Raw genomic sequence first — 18838 nt, 5'->3', positions numbered from 1 at the left:
CAGAAGACCCCCGCCAAGGGCTACGCCAACAACCTCGACGGCTGGATCAAGCAGTCCCTGGCCATCATGAAGGCCAAGGGCATCCCCGGCACCTACGAGGGCCTGCACCGCAACATCATGCGCGAGTCCAGCGGCAACCCCAACGCCCAGAACAACTACGACGTCAACGCGCAGAAGGGCACCCCCTCCAAGGGCCTGCTCCAGGTCATCCAGCCGACCTTCAACGCCTACCACGTCCCGGGCACCGCCAACTCCCTCACCGACCCCGTCGCCAACATCACCGCGGCCGCCAACTACGCCGCCCACCGCTACGGGTCCATCGACAACGTCAACTCCGCCTACTGACCCACGGGCACACCCACCGCACGCACAAGGACCGGTACCGACAGCAACAACGCTGCCGGCACCGGTCCTTCGGGCTGTGCGGCTCCGCCCGTGCCGGGCGGTCCTTCACACGGAGGTCCGCCTTCCCGGATCCGGGATGCGACACGGGCCCCGGGGCGGGGTTCAGCTCTGGCGCACGAACGCCTTGCCCTTGTGGAGGCCGGCCGAGCACGAACGGCGCTCCGCCGAGGTCATCTTGCGGCTCTTGACGATCACGGCGTTCTTCTTGCCGTCGGTGCCGTTCGGCGCGGGACCGGTGACGGTGTCCGGGATGAACCAGTAGTAGTGGCCCCACTGGGGGCTGTCGTAGTGGGTCTGCCAGGTGCCCGACACCTGCTGCATCACCTGGGCGCGGGAGATCCAGCCCACTTCACCGGGGCGCACCGACATGGACAGCGAACCGCCGTCGGTGTGTGAAGTCGACCAGGTGTGGTCGTAGGTGGCGGTCACGCTCACGTTGATGAGTTCCGCGATGGTTCCGCCGACGGAGACGGAGACCCCGACGGAGTCCGTGGAACCCACGGTGTCCGACCAGGTCATGGACTGAGTGGCGGGTGAGCTGCTGCAGTTGTAGAGCGAGTCGGAGACCTGGCGGAAGTCCCCGAGGTAGGCCTTGCCCAGCTCGGGGGAGTTGAAGGTGCACTTCCCGGCCCCGGAGGAGCAGTCGGCCATGAGCTGGTCCCGGGTGGGACCGTCGTCGGCCGCGGCCGGCAGGGCCGCGGTGGCGACTATTCCGAGGGCTGCCGTCGAGAGTGCCAGTGCGCGGCTGACGCGCCGCGCCACACGGTTGTTGAGCATGGTTCGTGCCTTTCGGCTTACTTGGGGGGTCGGTGACAGCAGCCGTCTCCGGTGCCGGAGGGGCGTCAGCCACCGCCTGCGGTCCGCGAGACTACACCAAGGAATGGCAAAGGAGCGACGCTCCGTACGGAGATCGGAACCCGCAACAGCCCACCGATGCAGGGAAGTTGATCAATCGGGCGGACTGACCGTGCGTCACCCGCGTCGACATCGCACGGAACACGCTGCGGTGGGCGGCTGGTTCTGCCTGACCCGGCAGCCTGTCCCGCCGCCCGGGCCCGCCCGGTCCGGGCCACCCCGGGCCGCCCGGTCCGGATCACCAGGGGCCGACCGGTCCGAGTCACCGAGGCCACTGCGGGTCACCCCGTCCACACCGCCAACGCCATCAGCGTGACCAGCGCGGCGGCACCGCAGAGGAGTCCGGCGGTGAGGCGGCGCCGCGCCAGCACGTACCTCCGCCGGTAGTCGGCGGCGAGTTGTGCCGCGCGCCGCGCCGTGTGCTGCCATGCCCGGCGGCTGGTCTCCATGAACTCCTCCGCATAGAGGCGCTCGATGTCCTCGCGCTGCGAGTCGGTCGGCCAGCCGAGACGGTCCACGAAGCGGACGGCCGCCGCCCGCCCCTCCGCCCGGGTGGCCTCGAGCAGCAGATGGCCCTCGATCTCGTTGATGAGAACGCGCACCTCGTGCGTGCCGTCGCCGGGGGCGCCGTCGCGCACCGTCATCGCAGGGCCTCCCTGCGGTCGCTCTCGCCCCCGTCCCCGGACCCGTCCGGTTCCCGGGGGGCCAACGCCGTCGACACGCCCGCCACTTCCGGGTGGTGCAGGTCGAACGCCGGGGATTCGCTGCGGATCCGCGGCAGGGTGTGGAAGTTGTGCCGCGGGGGCGGGCAGGGCGTCGCCCACTCGAGCGAACGGCCATAACCCCACGGGTCGTCCACGCCGACCGGCTTGCCGTACCTGGCGGTCTTCCAGACGTTGTAGAGGAAGGGCAGGAAGGAGAGACCGAGGAGGAAGGAGAAGACGGTGGACGCCGTGTTGAGGGTGGTCAGGCCTTCCACGGACAGATAGTCGGGGATGCGCCGCTGCATCCCTTCGGCGCCCAGCCAGTGCTGCACCAGGAACGTGCCGTGGAAGCCCACGAACAGCGTCCAGAAGGTGATCCTGCCGAGGCGCTCGTCCAGCATCTTGCCCGTGAACTTCGGCCACCAGAAGTGGAAGCCGGAGAACATCGCGAACACCACGGTGCCGAACAGCACGTAGTGGAAGTGCGCCACCACGAAGTACGAGTCGGAGAGAGGGAAGTCCATCGGGGGCGAGGCCAGGATGACGCCGGTCAGACCGCCGAAGGCGAAGGTGACCAGGAAGCCGACAGCCCACAGCATCGGTGTCTCGAAGGACAGCGAACCTCCCCACATGGTGCCGATCCAGTTGAAGAACTTCACACCGGTCGGGACCGCGATCAGGAAGGTCATGAAGGAGAAGAACGGCAGGAGCACACCGCCGGTGACGTACATGTGGTGCGCCCACACCGTCACGGACAGACCGGCGATCGCGATGGTGGCGCCCACCAGGCCCATGTAGCCGAACATCGGCTTGCGTGAGAACACCGGGATGACTTCGGAAATGATTCCGAAGAAGGGCAACGCGATGATGTACACCTCTGGATGGCCGAAGAACCAGAAGAGGTGTTGCCAGAGCAGGGCTCCGCCGTTGGCGGCGTCGAAGACATGCGCACCGAACTTGCGGTCCGCCTCCAGGGCGAACAGCGCGGCGGCCAGCACCGGGAAGGCCAGCAGGGCCAGCACACCGGTCAGCAGCACGTTCCACACGAAGATCGGCATACGGAACATCGTCATGCCCGGAGCGCGCATGCAGATGATCGTGGTGATGAAGTTGACCGAGCCGAGGATGGTGCCGAAGCCGGAGAGGGCCAGACCCGTGATCCACATGTCGGCGCCGATGCCCGGCGAGCGGACCGCGTCCGACAGCGGCGAGTACGCGAACCAGCCGAAGTCGGCGGCACCGTCCGGGGTGAGGAAGCCACCCACGGCGATCATCGAGCCGAACAGGTAGAGCCAGTAGGCGAACATGTTCAGCCGCGGGAACGCCACGTCCGGCGCACCGATCTGCAGCGGCATGATCCAGTTCGTGAACCCGGCGAACAGCGGCGTCGCGAACATCAGCAGCATGATCGTGCCGTGCATCGTGAGCGCCTGGTTGTACTGCTCGTTCGACATGATCTGCAGACCCGGCCGGGCGAGCTCGGCGCGCATGAACAGCGCCAGCACACCGCCGATGCAGAAGAACGCGAACGACGTGACCAGATACAGCGCCCCGATCCTCTTGTGGTCCGTGGTGATCAGCCATCCCAGTGCGGCGGACCGGGGGCGGCGCGCTCGCCGGCGCGCTGGGGCCGGCGGCGGGATCATGACCGTGTTGCTCTCCATGCCCCGCCTGTGTCCGGCCGTCGCCGGGGCGTCACACTCTGCCGGAGCGACATGAATCACGTCCATGGGTGTGACGATCGGGGCCGAGCCGGACACGTGGAGAGCATGAGCAACGACGAGACATTCGCCGCTGCCTATCGCGAGCACTACTGGGCGGTCAGCCGCTACGTCGCGCGGCGACTGGACAGCCGGATCAACGAGGTGGAAGAGGTGGTGGCGGAGGTGTTCACCGTGGCCTGGCGGCGGCGGTCGGAACTGCCCGCCACTCCCCTGCCCTGGCTGTACGGCGTGGCACGCAACTGCCTGGCCAACACCGTGCGCGGCTGGGGCCGTCGGCGGCGGCTCGTCGAACGGCTCGCACACGACGAGGCCCGGGCCGGCAGGCAGACCGTCGACAGTCCCGACGCGGAACCGCCCGGATCCTGGGTGCACGAAGCCCTGGACCGGCTCTCGCCGGCGGACCAGGAGGTACTTCGGCTCACCGCCTGGGAGGAGCTGGCCGTCGACGAGGTCGCCGTGGTCCTCGGCTGCGGCAGCCGGGCGGCGGCCATGCGCCTGCACCGGGCCCGCCGCCGCCTGCGCGCCGAGATCGACCGCATGCGCACCACCGCATCCGCGGTCCCGGCACCCGAAGTGGACCGCCCCACCCTCTCGGAGGACCCCGGCCATGGCTGACGAACTCGACCTCCTGCGCGAGGCCAATCCGGTGCCGGTCACCGACGCGCGGTTCCGCGACCGGCCGCTCCACCATGACGCCGAACGCCGTCTCAACCGGCTGCTGCACGGCCGGCGACGCCTGCGCATGCGACGTCTGCTCTGGGGCGCCGCGACCGCGACCGCCGTCGGCGCGGTCGCGTTCGCCCTCACACTGGCGGGCCCGAGCACCGCGCCCGCGGTGGCGGCACCTCGCCCGCTGCTGCCACGGGCCGGGTCGACGCCGGTACCGCTGGACCGGGTGGCCGAGCGGGCCGCGGCCGCCGCCCGGCAGGACGGCGGCTCGTCCCGTCTGGTCAAGGGCACCCACGTCCAGTCGTGGAGCCTGGCCATGTCCGACTCACCCCGGGCGTCGCCGCCGATCACCGTGCCCGAGGAGCGCATCACACGCTGGAAGTCCGACGACAGCCACACCGAACTGGTCGTGGCGACGGACCCGCTCCATCCGGGCAGGCCCGTCATCGCGGACACCGACACCGAGGGCTCCCCGCGCACCGTCCACGACGGCAAAGTGCTCAGCCGCCGCAGCTACCCCCCGAGTTGGAGCGACGCCCCTCCGCAGGCGGCACCGCCGCACGACCCCGCGAAGCTGCGTGCCTATCTCGGCGAGCTGGACCCCGCGGGCGACGGGACCACCGGCGAGCTCCTGGACACGGTGTCGGAACTGCTGAACCACTGGACGCTCGGCGACCGGGAGTCGGCGGCCCTCGCCCGGGTGCTGGCCGACGCCAAGGACCTGCGCCCGCTCGGCGCGGTCACGGACCGGCTCGGCCGCCCGGGCCAGGCGTACGTCTGGGCGCCCCCGCACGGCGAGGCCCGCCGGATGGTGATCCTGGACCCGTCCTCCGGGGCCGTCCTCGGCCTGGAGATGACGTTCACCGAGGACGATCCCGAGTTCGGTGTCCGTGCCGGGGACGTCATGCAGTACAGCGCGTGGATGCGCTGAGCCGGACGTCGTCCGGCGCACCGCACGAGACGCCCGGCCGGGGCACCACCGGCCGGGTCCGCCCGGTGCCGCTAGAAGTTGCCGTAGTTGACCTGCCAGGTGGGCAGGCCCATCCGGCGCCAGACGGCGACGACGCGGTCGCGGTCGTCGAGGGAGACACGCACCGCGTAACGGTGCCGGACGTGCCGGTCGAAGAGTTCCGCCTTCACCACGTCGTCGCGGCGGCCGTCGCCGGCGGCCCGCATCCACAGCTCGTCGTAGGGCACTTCGTGCCGGCGCAGCCAGTTCTCCGTCCGCTCGCGGTGCTCCTCACCGCGGCCCGAGAGCAGGACGACGACATCGCCGTCGGCCTGCTGGAAGGAGCGCAGGGCACCGCGCACCGAGACGTTGAGCGTGTCCTCTTCGCAGCGGGTGAAGTCGTACGGACCCCGGTCGCCACGGATGGCGAGGGTGCCGTCGATGTCGCACATCACCGCCGCCGGCAGAGCGGGGTCGGCGGTGTACGGCGCGACGGGGACCTCGTCGTTCAGCCACTCCTCGGTGAGCCGCCAGCCGCCCTTCCTCGCCTGGGTGTGCTTGTCGGCCAGGAGCCTGATGATCTCCTCACCGACGGACCGCTCCCGTTCGGCGTCGCGCCGGATGCACTCGTCCACCGGGACGTCGGTGAAGTCGTGCACGACGAAGGCGGCGTGTCCGCCGACCGCGGCCTTCAGACGCTTGGGTATGTGCGGCGTCAGATGTGTGTTGTCCACGACGACGTCGAAACCGCCGTCCACGGCCGCCCGCACCGCTGCGTCCTGGATCGCCAGCACGGTCTGCTCGTGCGCGAACGAGCGTCCGCGCTCGGGCGCCGGAACGTCCAGCATCGTCCGCAGGTCGTCGAGGTTCACCCGGCGCATCCGGCCGTCGGACTCCGTCTGCAGCCGGCGTGCGGCGGTCGTCTTCCCCGATGCGGGCAGCCCCGTCATGACGTGTACCACGGGCACGGTCAGTTCTCCTCGTCGTTCTTGAACGGGTCGGCCGCCTCGGGCCGCACGGAACGGTACGTCACGAACTCGGTCGGACGCCCGTCCAGGCGCAGGAACATGGCGGGGCGGACCGCCGCGTCGGGCAGTTCCCGGACCGCCCGCGCGAAGGCACCCCGGTCGGCCGCGAGATGGGCGACGGACCGGTACGCCTCGTCGATCGCCCGCTCGCGGTCGGCCACGTCCCTCTCGATCCGGGCGATCACCTCGCGCACCCAGGCGTCGAACTCGTCGGGAACCTGGTCGAGCAGCGCGTCGAGGGGCTTGCCGCCGGACGCCTCGATGTCCGCCGCCGAGCAGCCCAGCGCCTGGGCCACCTGCTTGACGGGCAGGCCCGAGAACCGCTGGATGCCGTGGCCGCGCCAGATGTCCCGCTCGGTGACCCCGGTGAGCACCTTGTGCAGGCGCATGTACTCGGAGAGCTTGGCCTTCGCGCGTACGCCCGAGGCGAAGCGCAGCACGAAGCCCTCCGCGTCGGTGCCCGTGGCCGCCCGGCCGTCGGGCAGCCGGTCGGACGCGGCCAGGGCCTTCAGTTCGGCGAGCGGCATGGCCGGCCAGACGGTGACGACGGAACCGATCCCCTGCCAGGCCCCGGCGGCCTCGGCGAGGGGTGTCTCCGTGCCGTCCTTGGCGAAGGCGGCGAACAGCACCAGGTCCCGGCGGTCGCCGTAGTCGACGACGATGCGGTTCTGCGGGTAGAGGATCTCGGCGAGGTAGGTCGTGCCGGGGATCAGCGCGGAGGTGTCCTTGCGGTCCAGCAGCCGCTGCGCCCAGGTGGCCTGGGTGCTGATGAACGATCCCTTGGACGCGACCCGCCACCGGCCGGCGTAGTGGAAGACCACCGCCAGGCTGCCGTCCACCTTGTCGTACACCTCGAACGGCTCGTCGGGGAGCGGCGGCGCGTACGGCCGGCCGGCCTCGTGCTCCCCGACGTTGAAGAACTTCGGCAGCGGAAGCGCGACGATCTCACCGGTGGTGTCGTCGACGACCAGACCACGGCAGCGGATGGTCACCCGGTTCCACGCGCCCTCGTACTGGCACGTCCTCGTGTACGTGTAGATGGACAGCGGCAGTTCGGGGTGCGCCTTGCGGGTGACGTGTCCTGCTTCGAGGGCCGCCGCCAGCTCCTGCGGCGGCAGCAGCTCGCGGAGGGTCGGGGTCGCCTCGGTCATGTGTTCCTCCTGGTCGTGGGCCTCGATTCTCACGTGCGGGAGGCCCCGGCCGACACCGAATTACCCGCGGGCCCGGCCGGGTCCGCTTCGGGGCGCGCAAAAGCGCCCGGCCCGGACGGCGTGTGCTGTCCGGGCCGGGCGCCGTGGCGCTTCCGCGAAGGGGTCAGACGGCGGGGAGGGTGGTGGTGGGGGTGTTCCAGCCGGAGATGCGCAGCCGTGGCGCGGAGTCTCGGAGGTCGGCGGTCCGGTAGGTCGCGGTCACGGTCGCCGACTCGCCCGGCCAGAGGCTGAGCTGGTTGTCGGACCAGCGGATGGGCAGGACGGGCAGGCCGCGGACATCCACCAGGTGGAGGTCGGTGAGCAGGGCCGGGGCGTTCCCGGTGCCGGTGTTGGTCAGGGTGACGGTGGTCGTGGAGGTTCCGTCGCCGCCGGTGGCCGTCGCCGCGGTGGCGGAGACGGTCGTGCGCGCCATGGAGTTCAGGCCCTTGAGGTCCGCGTAGGCGGTGGTGGGCGTGTGCTTCCAGTCGGAGGCCCCGTAGTCGAGGACGTCGGCCTTGGTGGAGAGCCAGTAGACGTTGCGGCTCACCTCCTTGCCGGAGGCGTCGGTGAGGATCAGCCGGGCCAGATAGGTGGGGGACAGTCCGGTCACCGACGCCGGGACGGTCAGCGCGGTGGTCCGCGCGCCGTCGGCCGCGACGTCGAGTCCGGAGACGCTGCGGTCGTACTTCTCGGTGCCGTCGGTGTTGTAGAGGGTCACCCAGGCGCTCAGGCCGGACGCCGGTTCGGGCCGGCTGTTGACGACCGCCACGGTGCGGTCGTCGTAGGAGTACTGGATGTGCAGCGGCTCGTTCGCCTTCTTCGCGCCGAAGTAGGCGCCGCCCTGGTCCATGAAGCGGTCGAGGAGCTGCCAGTGCAGGGAGGTCCATCCGCTGTTGAACATCCAGTAGATGACTCCGGTGGAGGGCTTCGACGCGTCCTTGGCGTTGCGCGCGTACGCCTCGTACTGCGCCCGCACGATCTCGTACTGGGCGAGCTGCGCCTTGCGCACGTAGTCGTCGAGGCTCTTCGGGGGTCCGTAGCGGCCGGCCAGGGCGTCGTCGTACAGCTTGAGCGTGTTGAAGTTCTTCGACGGCGAGCGGTGGTACTGCTGGGCCGAGGGGTCCCTCCAGAGGGTGTCGAGCTCGGCCGGCGACATCATGCGGCGCAGGGTGTCGAGGGTGGGGATGTCGGGGCCCGCGCTGGTCTCGGAGTTGAATCCGGTGGCTCCGCCCTCGCGCTTGTTGTACCAGTATCCCGGCGGCACCCAGTCGTAGGGGCCGGTCATCTTCATCCCCGAACGTCCGGTCAGCGGGGCCGACTTGTCCGATGCGGCGGGGACCACCGGGTTGGGCCAGTCGGACGCCTTCAGGGCGTCGACGTACCCCTTTTCGATCTTCTGGTTCGGCGCGGCGTCGCTGCCGATGAGGAAGGAGATGACGCTGGGGTGGTCGCGCAGGCGTGCCGCCTCGGCGGCCATGGAGGCCTTGGCGATCGGGTAGTCGGCGCTGGTCCACTTCTCGCCGGACTCGTTGGGGTTGAACTCGCCCTCCCACTTGTCGCAGCACTCCCAGCCCGGCAGTGTGAGGATCCCGCGGCGGTCGGCGAGGTCGAAGAACTCGTCCGGTTCGATGTGCCCCTCCAGGCGGAGGGTGTTCAGGCCCAGGTCCAGCGCGTACTTGAGGCGGTCCTCCACGTAGGTGCGGTCCCAGCGCAGGAACTCGTCCGGGGACCAGCCGCCGCCCCTGATGAGCAGCGGGCGGCCGTTGACGTAGTACTGGCGGGCGCCGTCGTCGTTGAGCGGTGCCTTCACATCGCGGATGCCGAAGCTGCGGTGGACCGTGTCGGAGACGGTGCCGGACACGGTGGTCCTCAGGTCCAGGCCGTACATGTCCTGGGCGCCCATTCCGGCGGGCCACCACACACGCGGCCGGTTCAGGTGCAGTTGCGGATCGCCGGCCGGGGTGAAGGTCACCGTCTTCTTCTCGTGGGCGAGGAGGGTGACGCTCTGCCGGAAGGCGATCTGCGCTCCGGGATCCCGGTCCGCGCCGACGGTGCCGGACACGGTGGCGGTGACGGTGCGGGCCGAGTCGTTGCGCACCTGCGCCTTGACCGTCAGGTCCGCCGAGGCCATGGACGGCATAGCGAGGCCGGTCGTGACATGGGCGTCGCGCAGCGCGATCGGCCCCCCGCGGCGGACGAGCACATCGCGGACGATGCCCATGTTCTCGTCCGGCGGCGGCTGCAGCCAGTCGAGCCACCCCATGGTGAAGTGCTTGCGGGGGTTGTTCGGCTGGATCCGGAAGGCGACGGTGTTGGTGCCGGACCGCACCAGGTCGGTGACGTCGAGTTCGTGGTGCGTGTAGGCACCGGCGACCGAGGCCGCGGTGGCGACCTGCCGGCCGTTGACGAACACGTCGGCCGCGGACATCACTCCGCTGAAGTCCAGATAGGTGCGTGCGGAGGTGTCGGCGACGGTGAAGTCGGAGCGGTACCACCACGGAACGGCGAAGTCGGCGGCAGGGATGCGCTTCTGGTTCGTGGAGTGGAACGGGTCGGGGTACGTGCCGCGGGCGAGCAGGGCCGCGAGCACGGTGGACCGCGGCCCCGCCGGGTACCAGCCGGCGGCCTGGTAGCCGGGGGCGGAGACGGCGGCGGCCGGGTCGGAGACCTTGGCCGTCGACTGGATGGCGTATCCGGACAGCGCGGTCGTGCTTCCCGGTGTCCCCGCGACGCTGGTCACCGTGGGGACGAAGTCCGTTCGGGGCGAGGGCTCCGCGGTGCACGTGCCGGTCGCCGCGGCGCACAGCAGGCCGAGCACGGTCAGGCCCGACGCGCTCCTGTTGATCCGGACAGGGCGTTGGAACACGGTGGTCTCCGAGGGGGCTGGTCGGACATCCGCGTGCACGAGCTCAAGTAACGAGCCTTAACTTAACCGACCGGCCGCGCCGGAGAGGGCAACGAGGAGCGTGAGTCCCGGCGCGGGGCGCCCGTGCGGGGCATCGCCCGGACGAGTGTGCGCGGTCAGCGCCGGGTGAACGCCACGTCCCGGGCGGCGTCCAGTGCGGTCGCCACCGCACCCAGCAGCACCGCCTCCTCCCCCAGCCGGCTCGGCGCCACCTCGGGGCGCTGCGGGGTCAGGGTGCGCAGGGTGCGGCGCACGGTGCGCAGCAGCAGGTCGGCACTGTGGCCGACGCCTCCGCCGAGGACGACGAGGTCGGGATCGAGCACGGCGGCGACGGCCGCGACGACACGGGCCAGGCGTTCGCCCTCCTCCTCGACCGCCCGGACCGCGGCGGGGGTTCCGGCGCGTGCCGCGTCGAAGACGTCCTTGGCGGTGAGCGGGCCGGTCATGCCGTGAGCACGCGCGGCCAGGACCACGGCGTCCGCCGACACCGCCGCCTCGGCGTCGGATCCGTGCGGCCCGGTGTCGGCGCCCGCCCGCGCGGTGTCCGGCCGTGGCCGGTCCCCCCAGGGGAGGAAGCCGATCTCCCCGGCGCCGCCGTGGGCCCCCGTGAAGAGCCGGCCCTCGCTGACCACGCCCATGCCGAGCCCGGTCCCGATCAGCACGTAGACGAAGAGCCTGCTGCCGGCGCCGGCCCCGAAGGTGTATTCGCCGAGCGCGGCGAGGTTGGCGTCGTTGTGCACGGCGACGGGGACGCCGAGCCCGTCGCGTATGCGGTCGAAGAGCCCCGGCCGGCCCCAGCCGGGCAGGTTGCGGGCGTGGCGCACCCGCCGGGTGGCCTCGTCGTAGACGCCGGGGCTGCCGACCACGGCCTGGGCGACCCTGTGGGGGTCCACCCCTGACGCCACTACCAGCTGACGGGCCGTAATGACGACCAGGTCGGCCAGGGTGGCCGAGGTGCGCGCCTGGTTGCGGACCTCGGAGCGGGCGACGACGGCGCCGTCGAGGTCGGCGAGTGCGACCCGCAGCCAGGCCCGGCCGATGTCGATGCCGAGGGCGTAGCCGGCGGTCGGGTCCGGGGCGTACAGCACGGCGGCCCGGCCGCGCCCGGGCGCGTGGGTGCCCGCCTCGCGGACCAGTCCGGCCTGTTCGAGGGCGGCGAGCGCGCTGGAGACCGTGGGCTTGGACAGGCCGGTGTCGCGGGCGAGTTGGGCGCGTGACGCGGGGCCGCCGAGGCGCAGCCGGTCCAGCAGCAGCCGCTCGTTCGCGCTGCGCTGTCGTCGTGGGTTCCAGGGCTGCGAAGCACCCGCGTCACTGGCGGTCATCGGATCATTCTCCTGTATGCGCCGGGCGGGGGCCGAAGGGCCCGGAGCGCCGGACGGCGTGCGGCGGTGCGGTTCGCCGGGAGCGGCGGGACCCTACTGCGCGCCTTCCCGCGGACCCTTGACGAGTCATGTAAGGGTTCTTAACTTAATCGGACCGGATCAGTCCATCGCTCCCAGGGAGACCCCATGTCCGGATCACCGCCCGCGAGCGGCGGCTTCGCCCGCCGGATCGGACTGTTCCAGGCGACGGCGATCAACATGAGCCAGATGTGCGGCATCGGCCCGTTCGTGACCATCCCCCTGATGGTCGCGGCGTTCGGCGGCCCGCAGGCCGTGGTGGGGTTCATCGCCGGCGCGTTGCTCGCACTCGCCGACGGCCTGGTCTGGGCGGAGCTGGGGGCCTCGCTGCCCGGGTCGGGGGGCAGCTATGTGTATCTGCGCCAGGCGTTCCAGTACCGCACCGGGCGGCTGATGCCGTTCCTCTTCGTCTGGACGGCCATGCTCTTCATCCCGCTGATCATGTCCACGGGCGTCGTCGGCTTCGTCCAGTACCTCGGCTATCTGGCTCCGGACCTCGGCCGAACGGCCGGTGACCTCATCGGCCTCGGGGTGATCGCGCTGGTGGTCCTGCTGCTGTGGCGGGGCATCGCGCACATCGCCAGGATCACCACCGTGATGTGGGGGGTGATGATCGCCGCCGTCGCCCTGGTGATCGTCGCGTCCGTCACCCACTTCCATGCGGGTCTGGCCTTCGACTACCCCCCGAACGCCTTCGCGGTCACCGGAACGCACTTCTGGACCGGCTTCGCCGCGGGTCTGACCATCGGGATCTACGACTACCTCGGCTACAACACCACGGCGTACATGGGTGCCGAGATCAAGGACCCGGGCCACACGCTCCCGCGGTCGATCGTCCACTCGATCCTGGGCATCATGGCGATCTACCTGCTGCTCCAGGTCGGCGCCCTCGGTGTGCTCGACTGGCACCGGATGCTGGATCCCAAGGACATCGCGTCGACGTCGGTCGCCTCCGCCGTCCTCGAGGCGACCTGGGGCAAGGGCGCCGCGAACGTCGTCACCGTGCTCATCCTGGTGACCGCCTTCGCCTCCGTGTTCGCCGGGCTGCTCGGCGGCTCCCGGGTGCCGTACGACGCCGCGCGCGACCGGGTGTTCTTCCGCTCCTACGCGAAGATGCACCCGCGGCACGGGTTCCCGGTCCTGGGCCTGGCGACCATGGGTGTGGTGACGGCCGCCGGCTTCCTCATCGGCCGCCACACGGACCTGGTCACGCTGATCCAGCTGCTCACCACCGTGATGGTGCTCGTCCAGGCGCTCGCGCAGATCGCCGCGGTGACCGTGCTGCGCAAGCGGCAGCCGGGACTTCACCGCCCGTACCGGATGTGGCTGTACCCGCTGCCGAGCCTGGTCGCCCTCGTCGGCTGGCTGGTGATCTACGGGTACGCGGACCGGAACGCCCCCGGCCGCCACCCCATCGAGTGGTCGCTGGCCTGGGTCGGCCTCGGCTGCGTCGCCTTCCTCGGCTGGTCGGCGTACGAAAAGGTGTGGCCCTTCGGACCGCGCGAGATCGCCGGATTCCGTGCGGAGGGCCTCGGGGCGGAAGTGGCGGAGGGTGCCGCGCCGGCCTGCGAGGCGAACAGCTGAGGTTCTGAGCCGCCGGGGCGCAGGGTGACGGGTCGGCTGGGTCAGGGCCGGGTGGCCGCCAGTCCGGGCGGGGCGGCGGCGAGCGCGCTGCGCACCGCGTCGACGAGCGCGAGGGCCGCCTCCTCCGTGAGCTCGACCGCCACCCGCGCCGCGGGACCGAGCGACGGGTTGAGGAAGTCGATGTTCACGGTGTGTTCGTAGGGGGCGTGCTGCGGATGGTCGACGTAGACCATCGCCTCCGTGAGCGCGAAGTAGCCTCCGCTGCCCTTGCCGCTGCCTTCGACCGGGGTCGTGCAGGTCCGGTACGTGCACATGATGGCTCCTCACGCTCGTACTCGGCCGGCCGCGGGACGGCGCCGGGGCGCGGCCATCGGGGTCACCCATTCAGGTGTCGCCCGAAGAACTCCAGGACGCGCCGCCAGCCGTCGGTGGCGGCCTGCGGGCGGTAGCCGGGCCGGTCGACGGCGAAGAAGCCGTGCCCCGCGTCGGGGTAGGTGTGGAACTCGTGGTCCTTGGCGTGGTCCGTGAGTTCCCGGGCCAGTTCCTCCGTCTCCTCGGGTGAGGGATGACGGTCCTCGGCCCCGAACAGACCGAGCAGCGGGCAGGACAGCTGTCCCAGGAGCGGGGTCAGCGGCTGCACCCGGAGGGGGAAGCCGTCGGGCGGCGGGGCGGTGACGAAGGCGCCGTAGCAGTCGACGGCGGCCTCCAACGGCAGACTGCAGGCGGCCAGGACCGACTGACGGCCGCCCGAGCAGTAGCCGATCGTGCCGACCCGCAAGCCGGACGAGGCCAGCACGCGCAGGTACTGCGCGGCGCCCGCGACGTCTCCGACCAGGCGTTCGTCGGGGACGCCGCCGCGGGCCCGCGCAGCGGCGGCCGCGTCGTCGGGGGTGGCTCCGGGTGCTTCGCGGCTGTAGAGGTTGGGGCAGACCGCGGCGAAGCCCTCGGCCGCGAACCGGCGGGTGATCTCCTTGGTGGGTGCGTCGTAGCCCGGCATGTGGTGGATCACCACGACGCCCCCGGCGGGGTGTGGGGTGAGCGGCCGGGCGGAGTACGCCTCGATCGGGTCGCCGTCGTGGCCGGTGATCGTCACGGTCTCGGCGAGCAGTGCGTCGTCCATGGGCGTCCCCTGTGCTGTGCGGTGGTGGTGCGGTCGGCTTCCGTGAGTGCCGGGGGTTCCTCCCGTCGGGGTGTTCGGGTCGGGGGCTGGGTCAGCGCCGTGGGCTCCGGTGGGCCGGGCGCGGGGCCGGCAGCCGGGAGGCGCGGGCCCGGGCGGCCAGGGATTCCAGTGCCGGCAGGGCGTCCCGCAGTTGCCGCCGCAGGTCCGGTGGCAGTGCCGCGACCTCCTGGGCGAGCCGGCTGCCGGTGTCGCGGCGCACCGCGGCGAGGAGGGTGTGTCCCGCCGCGGTGAGGCCGACGAGGCTCGCCCGCTGGTCTGCCGGGTCGGGCTGCCGCTCGATCCAGCCGTGGCCGACGAGGAGGTCCACCAGGCGGGAGGCCGTGGACAGGGCGATCCCCATTCGCTCCGCCAGCTCGCTGATGCGCAGCGGACTCCGCTCGTCGAGGACCGCCAGGGCGGCCAGCCGGCTCGGGGTGAGGTCGGGATGGGCACGGTGGCTGCGCAGCACGGGCATCAGGTGCTGGATCGCGGCGCGCAGCCGGCCCGCCAGCTCGGCGTCGACGGGGTCCGGCGTCGGTGCGTCGCGGTGCGGCCCGTGCGGCAGGTCCGTCATGACGGCTCCTACGGTTCGTCCGTGCCGTGCGGCGGATCCGTCCGCCGCCCGGGCGCCGCATCCGCCCGCACGGCGCGCGCCCCGTCGTTCCCGTGCTCGCCCGGGGCACGGCGGACGGCGGGTTCCGGGCCGGTCGGTCCAGCAAAGCCGCTTCCCACGGGACACGCTCCCTCGGGGCATTCACTTGCTTGACTTCAACCAATCTATGCCCGCGCCGGTGCCGCGGCCAGGGGCGGCGGGGAATCCGGCCGGGGCCCGCCGCCGCCCCTGCCACGGGCCCGTCGCCCGCCGTGCAACCTCTTCGCAACGTGGCACCCCGTTGACTGGTCCACCGCATTCGTTTCGGGCCGGCCGAGGAGCGATCGTGAACGACGCTGGGGACGACGCCGCACGTGTGGAGCTGACGCCTGCCGCCGCCGAGCTGGTGCGCCGGCTGAGCCGGGCGCACGGACCGCTCATGTTCCATCAGTCCGGCGGGTGTTGCGACGGCAGCGCCCCCATGTGCTACCCGGAGGGCGAGTTCCGCACCGGCGCGTCGGACGTGCTGCTCGCGGAGCTGGCGGTCGAGGGCGTGGCGGCGCCGGTGGGGTTCTGGATGTCGAGGAGCCAGTACGAGGTGTGGAGTCACACCCGGCCGATCGTGGACGTCGTCGAGGGCCGTGGCAGCGGTTTCTCACTGGAAGCACCCGAAGGTGTACGTTTCCTGATCCGTTCCCGGCTCGTCGGCGCGTAGCAACGGGCGCGGCGCCCCGCCTCTGGTGAACTCCCCCCTGCACAGGGTCAGTTGGGAGCGACCTCCAGGAGGGGACCGTGGCACGAGGATTCGGACGGGTCAGAGCACTTCTCACGGTGCTCACGGCATGCGGCGCACTGGGCGGGGCCGCTCTGCAGGGGGCGGCCCCGGCCGGTGCCGTAGCGGCCGCCGGCCGGGAGATCGCACCGGGCGTGGTGTACCGGGACTTCGACGTCGTGGGGGCAAGGGGGACGGCGCACGCACATCTGCTGAGCGTCGACCTGCGCAATCCGCACATCCGCATCGGCCTTCTCCACCCGCCGGTGGTGGCGGCCCGGGCCCCCGTCTCACGGCTCGCCGACGCGCAGCGCGCCGTCGCCGGCGTCAACGGCGACTTCTTCGACATCACGGAGACCCAGCATCCGGGCGTGAAGGCGACCGGCGCGCCCGTCGGTCCCGCCATCGCCGGCGGCCGCCTCCTCAAGTCCGCCGTCCCGAACGGCCAGCGGTTCGGTCCGGCCATGCCGCCCGGCTCCACGACGGAGGACGTCCTCGCCGTGGGCACCGACGGCCGGGCGCGGCTCGACCGGCTGACGCTCGACGGGTCGGTCCTCACACGTGCGGACCGGTTCCGGCTCGGCGGGCTCAACCAGTACGCGCTGCCGGTCGGTTCGGTCGGCGCCTTCACCGCGGACTGGGGCGAGGTCTCCCGCCGACGTGCCGTCTGCGGTACGGACACGGACCGGGCGGCGCCGTGCAGTGCGAAGACGTACGAGGTGACCGTCCGGCGGGGCCGTGTGGTGGCCACCGCCGGCACGCCCGGCAGCGGCCGCGTCGCCAGGGGCACGGTGGTGCTGGTGGGCCGTGAGGGGGGCGCCCGGGAGCTGCGCCGGCTGTCGGTGGGCGACCGGGTCGCGGTGCGGTACCGCATGCTGTCCGCCACGTCCCGCGTCCCGCTGCGGTTCGCGATCGGCGGCTACCCGGTGCTGCGGCACGGCACGCCGCTGTCCGGCCTGGACCGTGTCACCTCCGCCGTGCGCACGGTGGCGGGGATCGCCGACCGCGGCCGGCGGGTGCTGCTGCTCGCACTCGACGGCTCCCCGCGGTTCCGCGCCGGTCTCTCCGTCGCCGAGGAGGCCTCTCTGATGCGGCAGTTGGGTGCGCAGGACGCCTTCAACGTGGACGGCGGCGGCTCGAGCACCCTGGTGGCCAGAAGGCCGGGCGCCGCCGCCGTCTCGGTGCTGAACCATCCGAGCGGCGGCGCGGAACGGCCGGTGCCGGACGGCATCGGGGTGTTCGCGGGCCGGGCACGCTGACGAGGGCTACTCCCCGTCCCGCACCGCGACGAGCCCGTTGAAGACCCCCTCGTACGCGGTGCCGTCCGGCCCCAGCGTGATCGGCGCCCAGTTGTTGTCGTACAGGAGCCCTGTCCCGACGAGCTGCTTCCACCGGGTCGCGCCGGTGCGGAAGTCGACGGCCGTGAGGTACCAGGCGTCGATGCCCAGCGAGTTGGGCTCCTTCGTGTAGACGTACAGCAGGCCGTTGGCGGTGGACAGCTTCGGCACGGTCGACGGGGAACGGACGTCGCTCTCCCAGACCGTGTCGCAGCCGCTGCCGTCCTCCCGGACGTCGATCCGGGTGACGCCGCCGACGACGCTGCGCCCGAAGGTGAGCGATGTGACGTTCTCGTAGCCGTAGTTGTTCTCGACGACCAGGCTGTTGCCCCAGCTGATCAGCGAGTTGTCGGTGGTGGACGCACCGGAGCCGAAGACGGGGACCTTGCAGACCGGACGCTTTCCTTCGGGCACGTGGGCGCCGCTGCGGTAGACGAGGACGTTCATGCGGTCGTCGGCGTTGTCGGTGATCGCGACGTACTTGCCGCCCGGCCCGAACACGTCGGGCGTGGTGCCCGAACCCTGGTCGACCGAGCCGGGCTTGGTGCCCGTCCCCCGGTCGTACGTCTCCCGCCAGACGATCCGCGGTGTTCCGTCGGCGTCGGCGCGGAAACTGTAGAGGGCGTGGTCCGAGACGATGGACACCGCGTCGTCGGAGACCGAGAACGAGTTCTGGATCTCCTCACCGTCCAGTCGGACCGAGCGGATCGTGCCCGTCGCGGGGTCGACCGTGCCGACGCGTCCCTGACGGGTCACCCACCAGATGCGCCCGTCCCAGTCGGGCATGACGGAGGTCACGGGGTCGCATTCACCGCTCGGGTGCAGATCGGTCCAGGTCACACAGGAGTGCGGCACCTGTGCGCCGAGGTCCCAGTCGTCCGTGACGACGAACTTCCAGGTGCCGTCGGGGGTTTGCTCGTGGGCGAGTCGCAGGATGTGCTGACGGGAGTCGGCGAGGACGAGCCGGTCCTCGTCGTCGAGGTACGCGTAGGCGCCGCCCGAGGTGTCCTTGAAGATCTTGGAGAAGTCCAGCCGGGTGATCGCCTCGACGGTCGACGGCCGCTGCGGCAGCTGGTACTCGGCCAGAGTCTTCAGCGACACCGGGTCGAGCAGCTTGACCAGGAAGCCCTTGAAGGTGCCGCACACGGTGACGATCCGGCCGGCGCGGTCGAAGGTGACGGTCGCGCACTCACCGCCGAGCAGAGCCATCCGCTCGCTGGTGACCTGCGGGCTCCTGCCGAGGGGGCCGTTCCAGGGGTAGGTCGCGCTGCCCCAGGCGTCGGCGTGCATGCCGCTGCGGCCGTTCGGTGCCAGGTGCGGGTCACGGGGCGGCTGTTCGCCGGGGACCGGGCGCGGCACGGCGGGCGCGCCCGCGTACCCCTCGACCAGCCGGTGCCCGGGCGCCCTCGGTATCTCGTCCGCCTGCGCGGGCGCGGCGAACGACGCGGCCGTCAGGGTCAGGGTCAGCGCGAGCGCACGGCTCACCGCTCCGGTCGACAGGGACATCGGACTCCTCGGGTGCGTACGGCAGGGTCGCGCCGCGGCAGACCCTAGGCCGGAGCCCT

Annotated in this window: 16 protein-coding genes and 1 pseudogene; 6 read left to right on the top strand and 11 right to left on the bottom strand. The window is 71.7% G+C overall.

Annotated elements, in window-relative coordinates:
* Positions 1-345, top strand: a 345-nt coding sequence (locus ACWCP6_RS33300; protein ID WP_450936348.1) for a transglycosylase SLT domain-containing protein, incomplete at its 5' end; no start/stop codon positions are given.
* Between the two features lie 162 nt (positions 346-507).
* Here ACWCP6_RS33300 and ACWCP6_RS33295 read toward each other — a convergent pair.
* From ACWCP6_RS33295 to ctaD, 3 genes and pseudogenes are all read right to left on the bottom strand, one after another.
* Positions 508-1182: a hypothetical protein gene (locus tag ACWCP6_RS33295; protein WP_450936347.1), complete on the bottom strand. Its 675-nt coding sequence runs from the start codon at positions 1180-1182 to the stop codon at positions 508-510.
* A 359-nt stretch (positions 1183-1541) separates the two neighbouring features.
* Positions 1542-1904, bottom strand: coding sequence for a hypothetical protein (locus tag ACWCP6_RS33290; protein WP_450936346.1), 363 nt, complete (start codon positions 1902-1904; stop codon positions 1542-1544).
* Positions 1901-3547 (bottom strand): annotated as a pseudogene (ctaD, locus tag ACWCP6_RS33285) (aa3-type cytochrome oxidase subunit I); the annotation flags it as partial. The gene ACWCP6_RS33290 and the pseudogene ctaD, both read right to left, overlap by 4 nt.
* 186 nt (positions 3548-3733) lie before the next feature.
* Here ctaD and ACWCP6_RS33280 point away from each other — a divergent pair.
* Entirely contained in the window at positions 3734-4303 is a 570-nt protein-coding gene (locus ACWCP6_RS33280; protein ID WP_450936345.1) for an RNA polymerase sigma factor, read from the top strand.
* On the top strand, positions 4296-5288 hold the full coding sequence (locus tag ACWCP6_RS33275) for a CU044_5270 family protein (protein ID WP_450936344.1): 993 nt from the start codon (positions 4296-4298) through the stop codon (positions 5286-5288). Before ACWCP6_RS33280 ends, ACWCP6_RS33275 begins: the two co-directional genes overlap by 8 nt.
* A gap of 71 nt (positions 5289-5359) precedes the next feature.
* Here the strand turns inward: ACWCP6_RS33275 and ACWCP6_RS33270 are convergent, their stop codons facing one another.
* The 4 genes from ACWCP6_RS33270 to ACWCP6_RS33255 all read right to left on the bottom strand — a co-directional run bounded on the left by ACWCP6_RS33270 (position 5360) and on the right by ACWCP6_RS33255 (position 11751).
* Entirely contained in the window at positions 5360-6274 is a 915-nt protein-coding gene (locus ACWCP6_RS33270) for a phosphatase domain-containing protein (RefSeq protein WP_450936343.1), read from the bottom strand.
* Positions 6275-6276: 2 nt separating this feature from the next.
* The gene (locus tag ACWCP6_RS33265) at positions 6277-7485 is read right to left on the bottom strand and encodes a T4 RnlA family RNA ligase (RefSeq protein ID WP_450936342.1); all 1209 of its coding nucleotides are present in this window, start codon (positions 7483-7485) and stop codon (positions 6277-6279) included.
* 163 nt (positions 7486-7648) lie between these two features.
* Positions 7649-10390, bottom strand: a complete 2742-nt coding sequence (locus tag ACWCP6_RS33260) for a glycoside hydrolase family 2 protein (protein ID WP_450936341.1) — start codon at positions 10388-10390, stop codon at positions 7649-7651.
* A gap of 155 nt (positions 10391-10545) precedes the next feature.
* Complete coding sequence (locus ACWCP6_RS33255) at positions 10546-11751, bottom strand: ROK family protein (RefSeq protein ID WP_450936340.1); 1206 nt, start codon at positions 11749-11751, stop codon at positions 10546-10548.
* A 186-nt stretch (positions 11752-11937) separates the two neighbouring features.
* Here ACWCP6_RS33255 and ACWCP6_RS33250 point away from each other — a divergent pair, with 186 nt between their 5' ends.
* Positions 11938-13413, top strand: a complete 1476-nt coding sequence (locus ACWCP6_RS33250) for an APC family permease (RefSeq protein WP_450936339.1) — start codon at positions 11938-11940, stop codon at positions 13411-13413.
* Between the two features lie 41 nt (positions 13414-13454).
* Here the strand turns inward: ACWCP6_RS33250 and ACWCP6_RS33245 are convergent, their stop codons facing one another.
* The 3 genes from ACWCP6_RS33245 to ACWCP6_RS33235 form a co-directional block, all read right to left on the bottom strand.
* Positions 13455-13727 (bottom strand): DUF6295 family protein, encoded by a 273-nt coding sequence (locus ACWCP6_RS33245; protein ID WP_450936338.1) that lies wholly within the window; start codon positions 13725-13727, stop codon positions 13455-13457.
* 62 nt (positions 13728-13789) lie between these two features.
* Complete coding sequence (locus tag ACWCP6_RS33240; RefSeq protein WP_450936337.1) at positions 13790-14533, bottom strand: dienelactone hydrolase family protein; 744 nt, start codon at positions 14531-14533, stop codon at positions 13790-13792.
* Between the two features lie 91 nt (positions 14534-14624).
* The gene (locus ACWCP6_RS33235; RefSeq protein ID WP_450936336.1) at positions 14625-15146 is read right to left on the bottom strand and encodes a MarR family winged helix-turn-helix transcriptional regulator; all 522 of its coding nucleotides are present in this window, start codon (positions 15144-15146) and stop codon (positions 14625-14627) included.
* 364 nt (positions 15147-15510) lie between these two features.
* Between ACWCP6_RS33235 and ACWCP6_RS33230 the strand changes: the two genes are divergently transcribed.
* Both ACWCP6_RS33230 and ACWCP6_RS33225 read left to right on the top strand, forming a co-directional pair.
* Positions 15511-15879 (top strand): DUF779 domain-containing protein, encoded by a 369-nt coding sequence (locus tag ACWCP6_RS33230; protein WP_450936335.1) that lies wholly within the window; start codon positions 15511-15513, stop codon positions 15877-15879.
* 77 nt (positions 15880-15956) lie between these two features.
* Entirely contained in the window at positions 15957-17195 is a 1239-nt protein-coding gene (locus tag ACWCP6_RS33225; RefSeq protein ID WP_450936334.1) for a phosphodiester glycosidase family protein, read from the top strand.
* 6 nt (positions 17196-17201) lie between these two features.
* Here the strand turns inward: ACWCP6_RS33225 and ACWCP6_RS33220 are convergent, their stop codons facing one another.
* Positions 17202-18779 (bottom strand): hypothetical protein, encoded by a 1578-nt coding sequence (locus ACWCP6_RS33220; protein ID WP_450936333.1) that lies wholly within the window; start codon positions 18777-18779, stop codon positions 17202-17204.
* Positions 18780-18838: the final 59 nt, after the last annotated feature.

The sequence above is a fragment of the Streptomyces sp. NPDC002004 genome (assembly GCF_053593975.1).
The sequence above is the reverse complement of the archived record's forward strand: the minus strand, read 5'-3'. Positions and strand labels throughout refer to the sequence as shown.

Excerpts from the sequence above, each read along its gene's own strand:
- ACWCP6_RS33295 (WP_450936347.1), bottom strand. The coding sequence starts at position 1,182 with ATGCTCAACAACCGTGTGGCGCGGCGCGTCAGCCGCGCACTGGCACTC.
- ACWCP6_RS33290 (WP_450936346.1), bottom strand. The coding sequence starts at position 1,904 with ATGACGGTGCGCGACGGCGCCCCCGGCGACGGCACGCACGAGGTGCGC.
- ACWCP6_RS33280 (WP_450936345.1), top strand. The coding sequence starts at position 3,734 with ATGAGCAACGACGAGACATTCGCCGCTGCCTATCGCGAGCACTACTGG.
- ACWCP6_RS33275 (WP_450936344.1), top strand. The coding sequence starts at position 4,296 with ATGGCTGACGAACTCGACCTCCTGCGCGAGGCCAATCCGGTGCCGGTC.
- ACWCP6_RS33265 (WP_450936342.1), bottom strand. The coding sequence starts at position 7,485 with ATGACCGAGGCGACCCCGACCCTCCGCGAGCTGCTGCCGCCGCAGGAG.
- ACWCP6_RS33255 (WP_450936340.1), bottom strand. The coding sequence starts at position 11,751 with ATGACCGCCAGTGACGCGGGTGCTTCGCAGCCCTGGAACCCACGACGA.
- ACWCP6_RS33250 (WP_450936339.1), top strand. The coding sequence starts at position 11,938 with ATGTCCGGATCACCGCCCGCGAGCGGCGGCTTCGCCCGCCGGATCGGA.
- ACWCP6_RS33245 (WP_450936338.1), bottom strand. The coding sequence starts at position 13,727 with ATGTGCACGTACCGGACCTGCACGACCCCGGTCGAAGGCAGCGGCAAG.
- ACWCP6_RS33240 (WP_450936337.1), bottom strand. The coding sequence starts at position 14,533 with ATGGACGACGCACTGCTCGCCGAGACCGTGACGATCACCGGCCACGAC.
- ACWCP6_RS33235 (WP_450936336.1), bottom strand. The coding sequence starts at position 15,146 with ATGACGGACCTGCCGCACGGGCCGCACCGCGACGCACCGACGCCGGAC.
- ACWCP6_RS33220 (WP_450936333.1), bottom strand. The coding sequence starts at position 18,779 with ATGTCCCTGTCGACCGGAGCGGTGAGCCGTGCGCTCGCGCTGACCCTG.